This is a genomic window from Vibrio mediterranei (assembly GCF_013364395.1).
Taxonomy (GTDB): Bacteria; Pseudomonadota; Gammaproteobacteria; order Enterobacterales; family Vibrionaceae; genus Vibrio; species Vibrio mediterranei.
Genome location: NZ_JABXGK010000008.1, coordinates 347,398 through 365,037, shown reverse-complemented (window position 1 = coordinate 365,037; position 17,640 = coordinate 347,398). Strand labels below are relative to the sequence as shown.

Annotated in this window: 21 protein-coding genes; 16 read left to right on the top strand and 5 right to left on the bottom strand. The window is 43.7% G+C overall.

The window, feature by feature from the left end:
- Positions 1-103 precede the first annotated feature (103 nt).
- Entirely contained in the window at positions 104-1,126 is a 1,023-nt protein-coding gene (locus HOP38_RS18680) for a DUF1254 domain-containing protein (protein WP_198558678.1), read from the top strand.
- Positions 1,127-1,235: 109 nt separating this feature from the next.
- Complete coding sequence (locus HOP38_RS18675; RefSeq protein WP_124941789.1) at positions 1,236-2,222, top strand: helix-turn-helix domain-containing protein; 987 nt, start codon at positions 1,236-1,238, stop codon at positions 2,220-2,222.
- A gap of 22 nt (positions 2,223-2,244) precedes the next feature.
- On the opposite strand, the gene HOP38_RS18670 is transcribed toward HOP38_RS18675, so the two are convergent.
- The 3 genes from HOP38_RS18670 to HOP38_RS18660 all read right to left on the bottom strand — a co-directional run bounded on the left by HOP38_RS18670 (position 2,245) and on the right by HOP38_RS18660 (position 4,334).
- A complete protein-coding gene (locus HOP38_RS18670; protein WP_124941788.1) occupies positions 2,245-2,709 on the bottom strand; it encodes an N-acetylmuramoyl-L-alanine amidase in 465 nt (154 codons plus the stop codon).
- Complete coding sequence (locus tag HOP38_RS18665) at positions 2,703-3,332, bottom strand: 3TM-type holin (RefSeq protein ID WP_198558677.1); 630 nt, start codon at positions 3,330-3,332, stop codon at positions 2,703-2,705. The genes HOP38_RS18670 and HOP38_RS18665 overlap by 7 nt, the downstream gene beginning before the upstream one ends.
- 171 nt (positions 3,333-3,503) lie before the next feature.
- The gene (locus tag HOP38_RS18660; RefSeq protein ID WP_198558676.1) at positions 3,504-4,334 is read right to left on the bottom strand and encodes a hypothetical protein; all 831 of its coding nucleotides are present in this window, start codon (positions 4,332-4,334) and stop codon (positions 3,504-3,506) included.
- Positions 4,335-4,575: 241 nt separating this feature from the next.
- On the opposite strand from HOP38_RS18660, the gene HOP38_RS18655 reads away from it, so the two are divergent.
- The 5 genes from HOP38_RS18655 (at position 4,576) to HOP38_RS18635 (ending at position 7,712) form a co-directional block, all read left to right on the top strand.
- A complete protein-coding gene (locus tag HOP38_RS18655) occupies positions 4,576-4,788 on the top strand; it encodes a hypothetical protein (protein WP_006069228.1) in 213 nt (70 codons plus the stop codon).
- 157 nt (positions 4,789-4,945) lie between these two features.
- Entirely contained in the window at positions 4,946-5,431 is a 486-nt protein-coding gene (locus HOP38_RS18650; RefSeq protein WP_038221557.1) for a hypothetical protein, read from the top strand.
- Positions 5,432-5,727: 296 nt separating this feature from the next.
- Positions 5,728-5,997: a PTS sugar transporter subunit IIB gene (locus HOP38_RS18645; protein ID WP_006069230.1), complete on the top strand. Its 270-nt coding sequence runs from the start codon at positions 5,728-5,730 to the stop codon at positions 5,995-5,997.
- A gap of 12 nt (positions 5,998-6,009) precedes the next feature.
- The gene (locus tag HOP38_RS18640; RefSeq protein WP_006069231.1) at positions 6,010-7,266 is read left to right on the top strand and encodes a PTS ascorbate transporter subunit IIC; all 1,257 of its coding nucleotides are present in this window, start codon (positions 6,010-6,012) and stop codon (positions 7,264-7,266) included.
- Positions 7,263-7,712, top strand: coding sequence for a PTS sugar transporter subunit IIA (locus HOP38_RS18635; protein WP_164491503.1), 450 nt, complete (start codon positions 7,263-7,265; stop codon positions 7,710-7,712). The genes HOP38_RS18640 and HOP38_RS18635 overlap by 4 nt, the downstream gene beginning before the upstream one ends.
- 148 nt (positions 7,713-7,860) lie before the next feature.
- Here the strand turns inward: HOP38_RS18635 and HOP38_RS18630 are convergent, their stop codons facing one another.
- Entirely contained in the window at positions 7,861-8,790 is a 930-nt protein-coding gene (locus tag HOP38_RS18630; protein WP_124941784.1) for a LysR family transcriptional regulator, read from the bottom strand.
- Positions 8,791-8,955: 165 nt separating this feature from the next.
- Between HOP38_RS18630 and HOP38_RS18625 the strand changes: the two genes are divergently transcribed.
- Positions 8,956-9,990 (top strand): DUF1214 domain-containing protein, encoded by a 1,035-nt coding sequence (locus tag HOP38_RS18625; RefSeq protein WP_006069234.1) that lies wholly within the window; start codon positions 8,956-8,958, stop codon positions 9,988-9,990.
- A gap of 261 nt (positions 9,991-10,251) precedes the next feature.
- Positions 10,252-10,764 carry a GNAT family N-acetyltransferase gene (locus tag HOP38_RS18620; RefSeq protein ID WP_006069235.1) on the top strand — a complete coding sequence of 171 codons (513 nt, stop codon included), beginning with the start codon at positions 10,252-10,254 and terminating at the stop codon, positions 10,762-10,764.
- A gap of 65 nt (positions 10,765-10,829) precedes the next feature.
- On the opposite strand, the gene HOP38_RS18615 is transcribed toward HOP38_RS18620, so the two are convergent.
- Positions 10,830-11,813: a zinc ABC transporter substrate-binding protein gene (locus HOP38_RS18615; RefSeq protein ID WP_062455865.1), complete on the bottom strand. Its 984-nt coding sequence runs from the start codon at positions 11,811-11,813 to the stop codon at positions 10,830-10,832.
- A gap of 148 nt (positions 11,814-11,961) precedes the next feature.
- Between HOP38_RS18615 and HOP38_RS18610 the strand changes: the two genes are divergently transcribed.
- The 7 genes from HOP38_RS18610 to HOP38_RS18580 all read left to right on the top strand — a co-directional run bounded on the left by HOP38_RS18610 (position 11,962) and on the right by HOP38_RS18580 (position 17,632).
- Entirely contained in the window at positions 11,962-12,693 is a 732-nt protein-coding gene (locus HOP38_RS18610) for an ATP-binding cassette domain-containing protein (protein WP_198558675.1), read from the top strand.
- On the top strand, positions 12,683-13,492 hold the full coding sequence (locus HOP38_RS18605) for a metal ABC transporter permease (RefSeq protein ID WP_198558674.1): 810 nt from the start codon (positions 12,683-12,685) through the stop codon (positions 13,490-13,492). The genes HOP38_RS18610 and HOP38_RS18605 overlap by 11 nt, the downstream gene beginning before the upstream one ends.
- A 6-nt stretch (positions 13,493-13,498) precedes the next feature.
- Positions 13,499-14,167: a DUF1826 domain-containing protein gene (locus tag HOP38_RS18600; protein ID WP_107305993.1), complete on the top strand. Its 669-nt coding sequence runs from the start codon at positions 13,499-13,501 to the stop codon at positions 14,165-14,167.
- Positions 14,168-14,172: 5 nt separating this feature from the next.
- Complete coding sequence (locus HOP38_RS18595) at positions 14,173-14,631, top strand: Fur family transcriptional regulator (RefSeq protein ID WP_031493159.1); 459 nt, start codon at positions 14,173-14,175, stop codon at positions 14,629-14,631.
- A gap of 48 nt (positions 14,632-14,679) precedes the next feature.
- Positions 14,680-16,014, top strand: coding sequence for a dihydroorotase (locus tag HOP38_RS18590; protein WP_198558673.1), 1,335 nt, complete (start codon positions 14,680-14,682; stop codon positions 16,012-16,014).
- Positions 16,015-16,077: 63 nt separating this feature from the next.
- Complete coding sequence (locus HOP38_RS18585) at positions 16,078-16,638, top strand: LbetaH domain-containing protein (protein ID WP_006069242.1); 561 nt, start codon at positions 16,078-16,080, stop codon at positions 16,636-16,638.
- Positions 16,628-17,632 carry a CobW family GTP-binding protein gene (locus HOP38_RS18580; protein ID WP_038226242.1) on the top strand — a complete coding sequence of 335 codons (1,005 nt, stop codon included), beginning with the start codon at positions 16,628-16,630 and terminating at the stop codon, positions 17,630-17,632. Before HOP38_RS18585 ends, HOP38_RS18580 begins: the two co-directional genes overlap by 11 nt.
- Positions 17,633-17,640 lie beyond the last annotated feature (8 nt).

Genomic DNA, 17,640 nt, shown 5'->3' with positions numbered 1-17,640 from the left:
ATAATACCTATCTCTACATAGTCTTAACCTCATTCAAGAACGCGATTAAATACAAGGTTGAGTTAATCGTCACTTTGGTTAATTACTACCCTCGGAGATAGTTATGATACTCAAGAAAACGTTACTCGCCACTTCTGTCATCAGCTTAAGCTTTGTGCTCAGCGCCTGTGGAACCACCACTACTAATAATGACAGCAACGAATTCATCAAAGTAACCGAGCAAAACTACGCGTTTGCAGAGACAGCACGCAACTATCGCAATTGGGCAGCGCTCGGAGCTAACCAACACATCACTCATATGCGAAACCTACCACCACGTGGTAAAGCCGCCCCTACAGTGCAAATGAATGATGACACGCTTTACTCTGTAGCCATTGTTGAAGCGCAGAATGGCTTTGTCACATTCGATATCCCGCAAAGCGATGTCTATATGGCCGTTCAAGTAGTCAATGAGGGTGGCCATGGAGAACATTACGTCGTGGGTGAAGGTTCTTACACAACCAAAGTAGAAACAGACCATGCCTTTCTGATTTACCGCACTGGTACTGAGAAAGGCCTAGATGCAGCGAGAGCCGCTCAGGACAGAATTACGACTGACCAGTTGAAATTTGGTACTTATCAAGTCAAAAACTACGACTTCGACGAAGTAGAGGCATGGACTTCAAAGTTAACCGCTGAAACTCAGGGCAAAGTCTTCGTTTACACTTTTCCACGCTCATCGTCTGACATTACCGATCTTCATCAGTGGAACCTAGAAAATGCCAACGGCTGGGGAGGCTCTTCGCCTGAGGTCAACGTAGCTAACCTATATACTAACTCGGTCATGTTAAAGGCGAATCAGTGCCAGACAACAACATTCGAGAGTCCTGACTCCAAGTACTTTACATCCGTTACGCCATATGACAAAAACCGCTACCTAATCGATGGTGCCAATCATGTGTCATCAAATAACTGGCAGAAAAATGCGAATGGCTCCGTCACTGTCTCTTTCAACTGTGGGCAAGAGGCGATCAACAACATTGACACCAACGGCCAAAACTTCTCTTTTACCGTTCGCTATTACGGCGTGAACCAAAAAGTACTGGATGGGAAAATCACACCAGAGAAAACCGTAGTTAAGTCATGACCTTAACTCGATTTCTCAACTGATGATGCGCTCCTAGCGCATCTCATTCTATCCATCGACTTTATTTGCTGCGTCTTAATCGAATTCTAACCACCATGAAGGAGAGTTTATGATTCCCGTTGTTTATAGCGACTATGCCACGAGTATTTTATCTCAATTGCGCCGCAGCGGTGTTGATGTTCACGAGTTCGTATCTTCGGCTGGTCTACCGACCGAATATGAACAAGCGGAACCCACATTTCTTCCTTTGCAAGCCGTCTTTCGTCTGGTTCAACTTACGTATGATCAACTGGGTCCTGAATCTGGCACACAAGTAGTGCGTATTGCATTACGAGAACATATTGTCCCACAATTGCTATGTAACGTCGGTTCAGAAACCACTCTCGAAGACGCACTGAAACAGGTCATTCAAGCACTTCAAGTTCAGTTACCTCAATCGGACATTGAGTTGAAACTATTTGGCGATCATTTTCTATTTTCTCGCTACAAAGCAGTAAATACTGAAGATACCACTTTTGTCTGGTCCGAAGTGTTTAGTCTTTGGGCAATGATAGAAACCATTCAAGCGTTAACCAAAACAGATTGGATACCAACGCAAGTGCACTTACAGTCATTGTGTCATGACGACATTATCCAGTGTTTTCCAGCAACAATTCAGTTTGTTCAAGCTCGCACTGTTTGTGGCGTGGTCATTGAACATTCATTGGCGCAGTCAACTATCACAGTGACGAAAAGTGAGGTGGGGTTTCGTAAAGAAGAAGAGGAAAACAACGGGATTTATTACAACGCCATCAGTCATATATACAGCGCGCTTCGTCCGTATGTATTAGAAATTAAGTTTGACCTAGAGCGAGCCGCTCAAGTGATCAATGTTAGTAAACGCACACTTCAACGTCGACTTAAGGAGCAAGGCATCACTTTTCGACAACTAAGAGACAACCTAATTTTAGACATAGCTATGGAACAACTGCAACGCGGTGAAACAGTATCGCGCGTAGCAGTTAATATGGGCTTCTCAAGCATATCTCAGTTTTCGCGCGCTTTTAAGCGACTGACGGGCATCTCACCATCGCGCATCGCTATTCGTCCGTTTTAGGTGGTGACCACTTTATCCGCTCTCAACACACCTCAATTAATCGTCTGTAACAGCGCAGATTAGCTTGGAAACGAACCATATCTAAACCCGCACACTCTGGTTTGTTTCCATCAAGCTCACTATGTTGAACAATTCTTATCTCTCCAAACTGTCTCTCCAGTTGATAGACAATCGACAACGCTGCGTTCAACTGTTCATCGGTAAACACACCAGAGCGACCAATCAAGCATATCCCAACAGCTTGAGCGTTGTGCCCTTTCACATGAGCACCTACTTCAAAAGGAGAGACCAAGGAATCGCTATTCAACGCTCGTCCAGTTTCGATATGACCGTTATAGCAAGGATGATAAGATCTGGCGCTCAGCCAACCATTCAAAATCACGTAATGATATCCAATCCCTTGCCAGCCTCTCGCCAGATGCCATTTCGCAATGAGCGCAGCATTACCAAAATGAGAATCAGAACAATGCAACACTATGGTTACCACGTAATTTGCTCCTTCACTCTCTGTTCAAGGGTTTTAGCGGAGTTGTCAGTTTGTGCTTTTGAAGCACCGGTTACCAATCGCGTAACCGAATTAGAGATGCCGCGCTTTTCGGCACTTCTCCCTAATGCGTAGGCACCCGCTACTGTTCCCCACATATACAGAAATGCCGATAATATTGCCGTAGAGCTTTCAATAACGACCGAGCTCGCTTCAAGGTGCGAAAGTAACGCTACTCTCAACCCAAGCAGTTCTAGAAACACAAACAAAAGCCCCGCATAAATCACTGTTGGCCTTGCTCGCTTAGTGTAAAGATCGGATTGGTGAAGCTCGGCGACAATGACATCTTTCGAGGCACTGATTTCTCGTTGGTAGGTATCGTGGATTTGTTTTTCGCGCTCTGCGATTAGCTGTTCTAGTTGAACTTTAAAGCGCTGTTCATTTTGTGCTAACTGTGAAGTAATCGCCGCCATTTGTGCTTTAAACTTTGTGCGATTTTTCTGTGCTGAGACGCTGTCTCTGCTCTTTTCTTCATCCGTATAGAAGTAATCATCTACGGCAGATTCTACCTGCTCAACTATCGAAGCTGCATTACCAGTCACAAATCCCCAGATCTGACTCCACATGTTCAAGTTCTCCTTATTCCTTTACACATCAAAACGTTGGGTAGCGAAATTATAATGACAACTAGAACACTGACGTCGCGTGAAGTATGAGATTTTTCGACCGTATTCACGTGTGAGGATGAAATGTTACCTAGGACTAGGGACAATTAGTTGAGTAGCGCTGAAGAGTTACTAACGTACTTCGCTTTCTAGGCTAACCACCAACTGTTTTGCATCGACAGTAAGATAAAGCAGCGGTTTCATCAGAGTCTCATCTGACGATGACAGAGTTTGCATTGTGACCTGACTAATATCTCCCGTTGCCATTTTGATTAAATACGCTTTGTCATTCACAAAACTACTTTGATCGATAGATTGGAACTGAACAAAAATGAAATCTCGATTGAAGTCCTCATACAGTTTTACACAAGATGCGGCATCAGACTGACATTGAGGAGGCAAGTCCGCCAATGGTAAGCGATATTCATCCGTTACATTTCGGAGGATATGAATGTATTCACTTCGTCCAACGGGCTCTCCATAAAAATGACTGTCGTCATCGCATTTGATGTTGGTCAGTTCGCCCTTAGAATCGTGAGAAACGGTAAGCGATTTGTCTACGGTATGATGAGACAGCGTGTTTTCAGTTAATCCAGCGATTTCAAATCCTCTATGATTGAGCTCCATTAAGAGATAGGTTGCGTCGTTGCTTCCATAAAGCCCATCAGTATAAGTGTAGGTATAACGGCCATTTTGAGCTTGATACTCCGAAGCAGCTCCTCGTGAATACCCTTCACTCAGTGTCTTCATTGTCCCTGGCTGGCGTTCCTTTATAGTCAACTCAATGTTGTTAGGTTTACCGTAACGGTATGTCGTTAACCCTGTTTTATCAGTACAGAAACTAACAACCTTATCGTTACGAAGCTCGCATCCCGCTAACCAATTTTCTTCTTGGTGACACAAGGTACTTGCCTGACTTAACACTGGCACAAATGCAAGAAATGATATTAAACCAGATTTCAACCTATCTTCCTTTCTAAACTCCGCCCTTTCGTGGCGAGTCTAACATAGCTAATCGAACGAACTAAATGCCTACGTTAGGGAACGTTAACCACTCTCATCTGATGATTAAATGTGGTTACTACAATTTGAGAATACGAGATCATGAACACGACAAACGCTGTCCTCCTTGTGGCACAATAACGCCCTCATGCTTGAAACCATAGCGCCTCTCCTAAACTATCATTCTCAGCAGGAAAATCGGATGAACAAAGAGATGAAACTACTCGTGGTGGCAATAGTGATTGCTTTACTGAACATCATTTCCCACTTGTTACTTTCAAAATACTTCACCGACTTCCCTTGGCTAGAAATCTCCTTGGCGTCCATTCCTTTTATTATGATGCTTTTGTGTGTGTTCGCAGTTCGCTACGCAGCTAACGCCTTGAAGGAAAAACAGTCAACAGAAGATCGCTAGAGGATCTACGGCGGCATTTCATGGTTGCCTTTAAGTCCTTATGTTGCCCAACACCTTAACTAATATGGTGACTTGCCTAATACAAATATTTATATTGAAAAATCTAGGGTGTATACTTAGCTAAGTGAAATTAAAAAGTTTGTACACTGGAAACTAAATGTTAATAAAAAAAATGGACGCACCATTAGATATGCAAATAGGTGCGAGATTTGAAACTAAAAAGCATGGTTATGTTACTGTTGTGGAATACTACAATACACATACCGTCATTGTTGCGTTTGAAAATACCGGTAATATACGTTCAATTACAGCCGCTAAACTTCGAAGTGGTCAACTTACCGACCGTTCTGTTCCAGTTCAATCATCAATGGTTGGTGAAACTATTCAATCACCAAACCATGGTTTGTTAACTATTATTCAAGTTGAGTCAGATAACATTGTCGTATTGGAAAATGAACTCGGTGATGAAGTTCGCATGCTTTTACCTGCGGTACAGAAATTGAGAGATAAAGCCGAAGATACAGTCGAAGATTCCGATAAACCGCAGCTACCAACCTCATTAAGTGCTCTTACAAAAAGAAATAAAAAGACCAAGGACGTTAATAAGCTCCTTAAGAAAATGCTCACTGATTATGGTAAGTAATAACATCGTCCCCTACCAATTATAAACAAGTGAAAATCTATTCATATACACAGATCACATTATTTCTCTTGTGATGTTTCATCGCTACCATCCTATTAAATCCACAAATAACCCTTAAGTATTAGCGCTCAAGTTTTAATCGATATTACTCCACCAATACTGTGATCCAGATCATAAGGTCAACTTGATTTTGTGATTTGGATCCATGGCAACCCTCCTGTTTTTCGTTATGATGCACTCAATCCAATAGAGAGGTGAACGGCCTCCTTCTCAATAACTCTACAGAGAATGACGATATGAAAAAGATAATGGTTGTATGCGGAAACGGTCTTGGTACTTCATTAATGATGGAAATGGCAGTTAAAGAAGTAGCAGGAAAAATTGGTCTAGATGCAGAAGTTGATCATGAAGATCTATCATCAGCAGCATCAAGCAATGCTGATATTTGGGTAGCAGCTACTGATGTTGCAACGCAATTAGCAGACGCTGGTAAAGAGAATATTGTTAGCCTAGCGAATATTTTTGACAAAGCTTCAATTGAAGAGCAATTAAAAAAATTCATCTAAGGAAAAAGTATAATGGCTAACTTCTTCGAATTTATGCTGGGCTTATTAAAAGAGCCCGCAATCATGGTTGGTTTAATAGCTTTCATTGGCCTTATTGCACAGAAAGCTGATGTTTCAACCATTCTAAAAGGCACTATTAAAACCGTAATGGGTTTTCTAATTTTAGGTTTTGGTGCTGGCGCTTTAGTTGGCGCACTAAATAACTTCTCCACTGTATTTACAGAAGCATTTGGTGTAAGTGGTGTTATTCCAAATAACGAAGCAATTGTTGCTCTAGCACAAGAAGCATTCGGTTATGAAATGGCACTAATTATGTTCTTCGCATTTATCGTTAATATTCTTTTGGCTCGTTTCACACCGCTAAAATATATTTTCCTAACTGGTCACCACACTATGTTTATGTCTATGCTAGTTGCAGTTATTCTGTCAACAGCAGGTATTACAGGTGCGACTCTAGTTGCGATGGGTGCAATAATTGTTGGTTCTCTAATGGTCATTATGCCTGCTCTAGCTCAGAAATATACTGAGAAAGTTATGGGTACCGATCAATTAGCAATGGGTCACTTCTCAACACTGTCTTACATCGTTGCTGGCTTCATCGGTAGCAAATTTGGTAACCCAGAAAAATCAACTGAGCACATTAATGTTCCAAAGAGCCTTATGTTCTTGCGTGATACGCCTGTCGCTGTTGCAACAACTATGGCTGTGTTCTTTATGATTGCATCTATCTTTGCAGGCGGTGAGTTTGTAGAAGGTGTTTCAGGTGGTCAAAACTGGGTAGTATTCACCTTCATGCAATCTCTGACTTTCGCTGGTGGCGTGTACATCGTACTGCAAGGTGTGAAGATGCTGATTGCTGAAATTGTACCGGCATTTAAGGGTATCTCAGACAAACTTGTACCAGGCGCAAAACCTGCACTAGACTGTCCGATGGTATTCCCAGTAGCTCCTAACGCTGTACTTATTGGTTTCCTATCTTCTTTCTCAGCAGGTCTTGTAGCAATGGGTATCCAAGGCATGTTTGACTGGACCATTATCGTAGCAGGCGTTGTTCCTCACTTCTTCGTAGGTGGTGCGGCAGGTGTTTATGGTAACGCAACAGGTGGTCTTCGCGGTGCAGTACTAGGTGCATTCACTCAAGGTCTATGTATCTCGTTCCTACCAATGTTACTACTGCCAGTACTAGGCGGCCTAGGTCTTGAAGCAACGACGTTCGCTGACTTCGACTTCGGTGTAGTTGGTCTGATTCTAGGTTGGATTGTATCATGAGCATCATGAACCTAATTGGAGATAACGGCATCGTTATCTCTCACGAAACGAGCTTAAGCGTAGACGCGGCGTTAGACATCACATGTTCAAAGCTGATTGAACAAGGTAAGGTCGAGCCAAGTTATTTGGAAGCAATTAAGGTTAAGCACAAAGAAATTGGCGCTTACTATGTACTAGCTCCGAAAATCGCCATGCCACATGCTCGTCCAGAAGACGGCGTGAATGAGCAAGCGCTTCAAATCACGGTATTTAAGAATGGTGTTGACTTAGAATCAGAAGATAACGGCGACGTCTACTTCTCGGTCACATTGGCAGCGTTGGACTCTGATAGCCATATCCAAACTATCATGGCATTGGCAGAACTGTTCCAAAACGATGAAGACGTGGACGCCATCATCGCCGCGGATAATGAAGCCGCTATCGTGGAAATTCTTAAAAAGTACTAAGGGTTTAAAAGTTGCGTTAAGCATGCTATTAAATTTAAAGTAGCTAGATTGAAAAGACCTATTCATATAGGTCTTTTTTTGTACATTCAGTTCTAGACTGAAGATTGTCAGCAATATGAGCGCCTACTGGGAAGATAATGTGCGTTTTTCACACATTAAACGTAGAGAATCCCAATTGTATTTGGTCTATTAGCCATTGATGTTTCGGAGAATGTCTATTCCTTCTATGAAGATAGAGGCTAACGGGATAATTAACCAAATCTAGCATTTCAACAAATTCTATACTTTTTAGCTTGTCTGAATACTGCTCTACAATGTGTTTGGATGCCGGACAGAACATATTGGAGTGACAGAGCGTTTCTACGACAGCTTCAAGTGAACTCGAGGTAAACTCAGGCTCCAATTTCACTCCACACTGGCGCTCCGCTTCGTGGATAAAATGCCAGCGCTTACCACCTTCATCTAAATTCAGTTCTATCATTGCACAGCCGTAACCCGCCAACTCCTCAACTCTCGCCGTCTTGCTCGTGATAGGGTGATCTTTTCTAACAGCCATTACCAAAGGTTTGATCTTGAGTGGGAGTTCCATAATGTCTTTTGGAATATCGACCCTCGCATACTCAATACCTATATCTACATCCCCATGCCTGAGGTTACTTATAGTATTTTCTGAAAAACCATTGAAAGTCATGCTCGCTTGATGGGCGCTGGATTTAACCAAAGAAAAAAGCTTGGGTGCAAACCAACTGATAAAGTGTTGCCCTAAATCTATATTCACTCTTCCACTCAGCTTGGCTGGTTCAAACCCTTTTAAACTGCCAATATCGGAATAAAGTTGATTCAACAACGGCTCGACTCTTTCGTAGAGATGATCCGCCAAAGCCGTAGGTTCAAAGCCGGTAGGTACTTTAATAAACAACTCTCCTCCAAGCTCTTGTTTCAACTTATTGAGTTTGACACTTACCGCTGGAGCCGTGATAAACAGCCGCTCTGCAGCACGTTTTAAGTTGCGCTCTTTATAGGTAATCACAAACGCCTTTAAGAGGTTTAAATCTAAGTTCGTCAGAATATTACTCATAGTGTTAAATAAATCTAAAGATGATGCTAATTAATATTAAATATATCTAATCATGTCACCTTGGTAAATTATTTGTCATCAGGATGAATTAACAAGATCGAAGGACACTTTTAAAACCACACTCCAACCCATTTGGAGCAACGCGCAGACCAACACAGGCCAAGCATGAAAAAGACTCTTTTAGCAACCTTATTATCACTGACCTCATCAACCGTTTTCGCTTCGGAATTAGTAACCGTCACGGAAGAGAATTACTCAACTGCCATGTTTGATATGGCAATGAATGTTGAAGCGGGTAACGGTGCTCTTCAAGATTGGCATCATCATAGAGCACCCATTGCACTAGATGAGCAACCTGCACCGATGATGAATCGAGACACGCTATATTCATTCGTTATTGCAGATGCCCGCTCTGACATAAAGGTTACGATTCCAGAATTTGATGGACGTTATGTCTCTCTGCACGTCATGAATCACAATCATGACACCGCCTATGTCTTCTACGGGTCAGGTGAGCACATTATTAAAGCCACAGACACCAGTGACTACATTGCGTTTTATGCACGTACCCAAGTGAATGCCTCCCAAGCATCAGATATCGAAAAAGTAAATGATTTCCAAGATCAACTGCACTTTGAGTATGTAGACAGAGCTTTTGAACCAACACCATATAAAGTCACCGCTTGGGATATGGACACATTTAAACCTATACATCATAAATGGGTATCCATCGCTCAGTCACAGGGTATAGCCAATGCTATGGCAGATCTCCAGGCAGGTATCACGATAGATCAGGATGCACGAAATCGCGGTGTTGCCATCTCAACAGGTCTACTGCCTGATGCGCACGCAAGTTATAAGGTGGCCGAATATAACTTGGATAAAGACGCCTGCTACGTTGCTAATTACCCAAAACCAAAAATGGAAGATGAGGAGCTCGGATTTTTCTCAATCACCATCTACGACGATAAACAATATATCGCAACAGATGACTATTCCATTCTTGCAAATGAGGACATGGCGTTTAATCAAGATGGATCGTTTACGGTGTATTACGGCAACACCGAGACCAGATCATGTGGCGATGTAGATAACCTACTTCATATTCCGACGGACAATATTTCCATCAACATGCGAATCTACTTACCAAGTATGGAGCATATTGGGGCGTATACTCTGCCCGACCTGAAAGCAATTTAAGTCAAGCTAGATAACATTCGTCATGCAACCTCGCTAAGTCAGATGCACTTTGCCTTAGCGAGGTATCTCTCTAAAAGGTATCTATCTACAAATAGAGCCTTCGTAGAACTCGTCGTTATTCCCCCCTTTCCCAATCGAATAAGAATTTTAGAAATTGTCGTTGACCTGTCTATAACTTCACACTTTATAGTGACGACATCACATAAGCTAAGAACAGCGGCTTGATGCTTAAACAAGCGTGGCCAAATAGCAGGTAATTGCATGAAAATCAGAACAGAAACTCACGAAGATACTAAACAGATCCACTCAATAACATATCAAGCATTTGAGAACCACCCACATCACGAACCAGGTGCGAAACCAACAGAACATCTCATTGTCGACGGACTTCGTCGTGACAACGCACTTACTGTTTCTCTTGTGTGCGAAGCCAATAACGAGGTTATCGGTCATATTGCGTTTTCACCAATCCTAATAGATGGTGAAGCTTCAACTTGGGTTGGATTGGGTCCTGTATCTGTCATTCCAGAGCATCAAGGCAAAGGCATAGGCGGAGCGCTGATTCGAGAAGGGGAAGCTCAAATCAAACAACTCGGTTATCAAGGCATTGTGTTACTTGGAGACCCAAGTTATTACGGACGCTTTGGTTTCGAATCTCATCCAAACCTAACGTTTGCAGATGTCCCAGCAGAATACTTCTTGGTGAAAGGATTTGAGAATACTATCCCTAAAGGTGAAGTAACCTATCACAAGGCGTTCTTTGAAACGGCATAAGGCATAACAAACAGATAAACCTCTCTGCATATCACAATGCAGAGAGGTTATTCACTATTGTGAGTTTACTGTTGGCACTGTTGAAGGCTACCTAGCATCGCCAGCAACAGCTGACTATATTGGTCTTTACCTACTGCGATATCAGCACCGATAGGATCCATCACACCGATGGTAGTAACAGTAGAGTTTTCAAACACTGAATTTACCAGTTGCGGATTAAACTGAGGTTCCGTAAACACACAAGTCACTCCGAGCTCTTTTACCGTGTTGCGAATTTGAGTAATACGCGCAGGACTTGGCTTCGACGCGTCCGATACTGATATTGCTCCTGACGCTAACACTCCAAAACGTTGTTCGAAATACTGATAGGCATCGTGGAAAACAATGAATTTAATACCGCCCAGATTCTGGGTTTGCTGTTTTATCTCAGAAGTCAGTTGTTGTAAGCGAGAAATCGTTGCTTTTGCGTTCTGCTGATAAATCGATGCATGCTCACTATCAGCTTCAGAGAGTGTTTTAGCGATGACTTTAACCCAAACCTCGGCATTTTGAGGATCTAACCATACGTGTGGGTCATGGCCTTCATGATGGTGCTCATGATGCTCTTCTTGGTGTTTATCATGGTGGTCAGCATCGTGATGTTCATGTTCATCATGATGAGCCTCATCTCCATGGTGTTCATGCGCCTCAAATGTGGCACCCTCACGGAAGTCATACAAGGTTGTGCCATCCACTTCCATCATCTCAACTTTCTTTGCTGATCCAGCTAAGCTGGATAATGGTTTTTCGAGCCATGGGGTCAACCCCTCGCCAACCCAAAATACAACGTTCGCTTCTGAGAGAGCTTTAGCCTCTGATGGACGCAAATGGTATTCATGAGGTGATGACTCGGGACGAATCAATAAGTCAGGCTCACCAACGCCATCCATCACCTGAGACACTAACGAATGCAATGGAGCAATATCCACTGCCACATTAGGTACCTTAGCGTAAGCGTTTGAAGCTACGACCAAACCAACCACCATGCCTGATAAGGCTTTTTTAAACATTTTCTTCTCCCTGTTTTTTTAAGATATAAGATTGGCAACTACAATTGTTATGTTATAACATAACTTTTATTCCAGACGTCTTGCAAGCATCTTTTCTCTATGCACAGGTTTGCAAATCGTCGTTACTTAGTAAGTTGAGAGAAGGTGAATGTTGATTTCATCCCACGGGTTGTCAGTTAAATTTGGTAGCCATTTAATATTGGACAACATAAATATCTCGGTGAGTCAGGGGGAAATAGTCACGATTGTCGGCCCCAATGGGTCAGGTAAATCCACACTATTGAAGACCTTGATAGGCGCAATCTTCCCAATTAGCGGTCACATCGAGCGCAGTGAGAGTTTGAAGATCGGCTACGTGCCCCAGCGTTTACATATTGATGAAACCCTACCTATGACGGTATATCGCTTTCTAACGCTTCCTCTGCGTCATTCCAAATCAAGGATAAAACAAGCCTTGGAGCAAGCTGGTGTTGCTAACTTAGAAACACAGCAACTTCGGTCGCTATCAGGCGGGCAACTACAACGCGTCCTACTGGCTCGAGCACTTCTGGAGCAACCATCCCTACTGTTACTCGACGAGGCCACTCAAGGACTTGACCAGCGAGGTACTGTCGATTTCTACCAACAAATCGACGCGATCCGCAAACAAACAGGATGTGCTGTCATCATGGTCAGTCACGATCTTCACGTTGTTATGCGAAGAACAGATCGAGTGATCTGTTTAAACGGGCATGTGTGCTGTGAAGGTGTTCCAGAGAAGGTCAGTGCATCACCAGAGTACAAAGCACTATTCGGTTTGGATGATGAAGACGTGTTAGGTGTCTATCGACACCACTCTTCCCCAATCGCTCTCCAAGAAGGAAGACTCAATGTTGGATGATTTTCTCTGGCGAGCGGCCTTAGCAGGAATTGGCGTTACATTAGCCGCCGCGCCATTGGGCTGTTTTATTGTCTGGCGTCGCATGGCCTATTTTGGTGATGCTACCGCTCATGCCTCTATGCTGGGCGTTGCATTGTCACTAGCATTTTCGCTGCCTATTTTTCCTGGCGTGCTGATTATTGCGCTTCTGATGGCCATAACCGTCTCCACCTTCAGCGGCAGAGGCTACGCCATGGATACCTTACTCGGCGTCATGGCTCATTCGGCATTGGCAATCGGTCTGGTTGCTGTCTCATTTTTATCCGGGATTCGCCTTGATCTGATGGCCTATTTATTCGGCGATATTCTGGCAGTAAGCAAAACCGATTTATTGGTGATTTGGCTGGGTACGTTACTGGTTGTTGGACTGATTGGCTTTCGTTGGCCTGGATTACTGCTCTCCACCTTAAACAAAGATCTCGCGTTAGCAAGTGGCTATTCTCCCAAAAGGGAGCAACTGATTCTCACAATCGCACTCGCTGTCGTCGTTGCAGTCGCCATTAAAGTGGTGGGTGTCTTGCTGATTGTTGCCATGCTGATCATTCCTGCTGCCACCGCCCGCCCATTTAGCCGCACCCCCGAAATCATGGTCGTATTGGCGGCGGTTATTGGAAGCAGTTCCAGCATTGTAGGTCTGCGCACTTCTTATCTAATGGATACGCCTACCGGCCCAACGATCGTTTGTGTCGCCGCTGGGCTATTTCTTGTTTCAAGCTTGGTTTGGAAAGCTACCGTCAAACGTCAAGAGAATGGAGGCTAAGCACTTATGCATAACTACTTAACCAATACAGCCACAGATCTGGGAATATCCCCTCCACTGCCACTGAGCCTACAACCTAGCGCTCTGACGGGAATTTATCAGCCAGAACACAACATCGCGGTTTGGCATCGCTCACTCTCAACAGAAATGACACAAAGTATAGAGTTGCTGCTTCAAGAGCAGACATCTTTAGCGCTAGTGCAAACTGTCACACCCAGCAACACAGCACATTGGGTAAAGGAGAAGCTGGCTAGTCATGATTGCGCAGAGGCTTTAGGCGAAGACATTGCGCTTATCGTTGATATGTTCTGTTGTCTATTCGATTTAAAGGAGGCGGGCTTGCGTCTGACTCGTTTAGATAAACCCATGTGTCCTAAATTTCATGTCGATCATGTCCCCTGTCGACTCGTGACGACTTATCTTGGCAGTGCGACCCAATGGCTAAGTAATAATGACGTTGACCGCCGTAAACTCGGTGCAGGAAGTCATGGTAAGCCCGATCATCTGTCTGGTATTTATCCTAATGAAGCTAGTATCAATCAACTGTCTTCTGGTGACGTTGCGTTGTTAAAAGGCAGTGGATGGGAAGGTAACGAAGCGTTGGGGCTGGTTCATCGCTCACCTGAGGTTCTGCCAAATGAACGAAGGCTGTTACTCACATTAGATATGGTATAGCGATTATGGGTGACATTAACGACATTATTGAGCATGCCGAAAAGCGCTGTAAGATTCGCGGTAAACAACTGACATCTAAACGTAAATTGGTCCTAAAAGCACTAGTTCATGCTGATAAAGCGTTATCCGCCTATGACTTAGTTGATTATTGTAAGACACATTTTGACCAGAATATTCAAGCCATGTCGGTCTATCGTATTTTGGAGTTTCTTGAGAGCGAGCACTTTGCTCATAAGCTCAATGTTTCTAACAAATACATCTTTTGCTCTCACATTCTTTGCGAACATGAGCACGGCGTTCCTCAGTTCCTTATCTGTTCTCAATGCAACAAGATCAGTGAACAAATCATTGATCCTAATGTGGTATCCGGCCTCCAGTCACACGCCAAAAAGGAAGGCTTTACCGTGCTAAGTCCACAATTTGAGATCAGCGGCGTGTGCGACGAATGTGCGAGAAACGACTAATCACCACCATTTAATAGCCTATTTCACCCAAAGGAGTCCCTAATTCCCATGTCTGCCACGCTTATCAAGAACGCTCGCTTAGTCAATGAAGGAAGCATCATTGAGACGGATATTAGAATTGTTGGTCAGCGAATCGAGATGATTGCATCCAACATTAGCAGTAAACCAGGTGACACCATTGTCGATGCCCAAGGTGGCTACATCATTCCAGGGATGATTGATGATCAAGTCCACTTTCGCGAACCAGGTCTTACCCATAAAGGGACTATTGCAAGTGAATCCCGAGCGGCCGTAGCGGGTGGCATCACCAGCTATATGGAGATGCCAAATGTCAATCCAGCCACAACAACCATTGAAGCATTAGAGCACAAATTTAGCATTGCAGAGCAAACCTCTTTCGCCAACTACTCATTTTACTTGGGTGCCACCGAAGACAATCTTGCGCAGATAAAGCGGCTTGATCCTCAGAAACATTGTGGCGTGAAGGTCTTTATGGGTGCTTCAACTGGCAATCTATTAGTTGAAGATCCAGCTTCATTAGAGGCTATATTTCGCGACTCACCAGTGCTCATCGTCACTCACTGTGAGAGCGGTGCTGTAATAAAGCAGAACCTACAGAAGTTAGCACAAGACAAGTCGCCATTGACCATCGACGATCACCCAATACTCCGCGATGAAGACGCGTGTTTTGCTTCCTCATCCTACGCCGTCGAACTGGCGAAGATGTATCAAAGTCAGTTGCACGTCCTGCATATCACTACCGCAAAAGAACTGTCTTTGTTTGAGTCTGGTTCAATTAATAAAAAACATATCACCGCCGAAGCATGTGTTCATCACCTTTGGTTTAGCAACAAAGACTATGAGCGCCTTGGTAATCAAATTAAATGTAATCCTGCTATCAAATACCCAAATGACCGTAATGCCCTGCTTCAAGCTCTGAATACAGGAAAAATCGATATTATCGCTACCGATCATGCACCGCACACTTGGGCAGAAAAACATGTGCCGTACGAGCAAGCCCCAGCTGGACTGCCTTTGGTTCAGCACGCCCTACTCAGCTTACTCGATCAAGTGCATCAGGGTCATATGACTATGACGCAACTGGTTGAGAAAACGGCCCATAACCCAGCGGTCCGTTATGGTGTTCAGCAGCGCGGATTCGTTCGCGAAGGTTACTATGCCGATTTGGTTCTCATCGACCCAGATACGACGACCCTCGTTACTAACGACAATAGCCTGTACCACTGTGGCTGGTCGCCATTTAATGGACACTCTTTCTCTGCGCAAATCAACAAGACTTGGGTAAATGGTAATCTCGTCTATACCAATCAAAAAGTGGTTGAGCAACCCGTAGGAGCAATGAGATTGGTGTTCAATAAATAGCTCATACGACTTTTAATCATGCGATACAGCGCAATTTTCACTCACTATTGAACAAAGAACACTATGCTAAGAAGAAATCCCAATGGTCATATGCCGCAAGTCTCTGAAACGGCTTTCATCGATCCCACTGCAATTATCTGCGGCAAAGTTATTATCGAAGACAATGTTTTTATTGGTCCTTATGCCGTTATCCGTGCTGATGAAACCAACGAACAGGGCGATATGGAAGCGATAGTCATCAAAAGAGACACCAATATTCAAGACGGTGTCGTTATTCATTCCAAAGCTGGAGCTTCGGTAATCATCGGTGAGCGAACCTCAATTGCGCACCGCTCTATTGTTCACGGACCGTGTGAGGTCGGCAATGATGTATTTATCGGCTTTAATTCCGTTGTGTTTAATGCTGTCATAGGGGAAGGATGCGTGGTACGTCATAACTGTGTGATTGATGGGCTTGACCTCCCTCAGCACTTTCATGTCCCACCTATGACCAATATTGGTGCAGATTTTGATTTAAACAGCATTTCTAAAGTACCACCTGAATATTCAGCCTTTTCCGAGTCGGTGGTTTCAGCTAACCATACGCTTGTTCAAGGCTATAGGAGAATCGCTAATGAACTCTGACAATCAGCCTATAACTGGCGTTCCAACTAACATCATTACTGGTTTTCTCGGTGTTGGAAAAACATCGGCAATTCTTAGTCTGATGAAGGATAAGCCCAAAAATGAGCGTTGGGCCATATTAGTTAACGAGTTCGGAGAAATTGGTATCGACGGTAGTCTGGTACAAGGACAACACAAAGACAAGCAGCAAGTCTTCATTCGTGAAGTCCCAGGCGGATGTATGTGCTGCGCAGCCGGGTTACCCATGCAAATTGCATTAAACCAGTTATTGTCGGAAGCAAGACCCGATCGTCTTTTGATAGAACCTACTGGACTTGGTCACCCTAAAGAGGTGTTAGAAGTCCTTTCTACCGAACACTATCGCCAAGTGCTTTCATTACAAAAAACAGTCACGCTTGTCGATGCTCGTCGTTTGTCCGACTCTCGCTATACTCAACATGACACTTTCAACCAGCAAATATCGATAGCTGACACTATCGTGGGTAACAAGTTCGATCTCTACCAGCAAGGCGATTCTGAAAAATTGACAACCTACGTAGCGAAAGTAGGCCGACCAAATACAAAGGTGGTCTTTGCCGAACACGGTGCCATCCCCCTATCGGAGTTTGAAGGGGAGACAAGCATTCATCAACACCCACCTCATCACCACCACCATCATTCCCAAAGCAAGCCGCTAGTGTCTGAGCAAGACCTCCCAGAGAGTGGTTTTCTTAAAGCAGAAAATGAGGGGGAAGGCTTTCAAAGCGTGGGGTGGCGTTTTAGTCCCGATAAAGTATTTAACCGACAGAAACTCATTTTATTATTGGTTGAATTAGACGTTGAGCGCATGAAAGCAGTATTTATTACCGAAGATGGAATATTCGGTTACAACTTAACGTCTGATGGTTTAACAGAAGTCGTCCTCGACGATTATTTTGAAAGCCGAATCGAACTAATTTCAGATACTATTGATGATACGTTTGAAGAGCAGCTCTTAAGCTGTTTGCAGGAGTAATCATCTTT